The organism is Alcanivorax sp. HI0044 (genome assembly GCF_001634945.1).
Genome location: NZ_LWEZ01000382.1, coordinates 1 through 647 on the forward strand (window position 1 = coordinate 1; position 647 = coordinate 647).

Sequence of the window (647 nt, forward strand, 5' to 3'; positions counted from 1 at the left end):
AGATATTTACCAGCAGTCACAGGGATTGAGTTGGGTGGAGGAGGTCTCCGTCCGTCGTCAGTGGCCCGATACCGTGGTGCTGACAGTGGAAGAGCGTCGCCCGGTGGCCGTGTGGAACGAGGCAGTGCTGGTGTCGGACAGCGGGCAGCCGTTCAAGGCGCTCAAGCAGTATGACCTGACGGATCTGCCCCACCTGAGCGGCCCGGAGCAACGGCTGGAGGAAGTCATGGGCTTCTACCACAGCATGGGCAAAACGCTGGCGGATGTGGACCTGAGCATTCGCAGCATGGACGTCAACGCGCGCCTGACCGCGCGCCTGACGCTGAATAACGACATGGAACTGGTGGTAGACCGTGAGCATTACACCACCAAATTACGCCGTTTTGTGCGGCTTTATCGTGGCGTGCTGAGCACGGATAGCCGCCAGGTAGCTCGTGTTGATCTGCGTTATGCGGACGGCATGGCAGTGACCTGGCGCGAGCAGCAGAGTTAGGAGAAAGGGTGACATGGCGACAGCAACAGAAAACATGATTGTCGGACTCGATATTGGCACCTCCAAGGTGGTTGCCATCGTCGGCCAGACAGCAGCCGATGGCACCTTGGAAATCGTCGGGCTGGGCTCGCAACCGTCACGGGGCATGAAAAAG

The 647-nt window shown here is 59.5% G+C and carries 1 protein-coding gene and 1 pseudogene; both read left to right on the forward strand.

Translation table 11 applies throughout. From position 1 onward, the window contains the following. Positions 1–493: cell division protein FtsQ/DivIB (locus A3730_RS04655; RefSeq protein ID WP_156500906.1), on the forward strand; the 493-nt coding region annotated here is incomplete at its 5' end. Positions 494–506: 13 nt separating this feature from the next. Beyond that, positions 507–647, forward strand: a pseudogene (locus A3730_RS30215) (cell division protein FtsA); the annotation flags it as partial.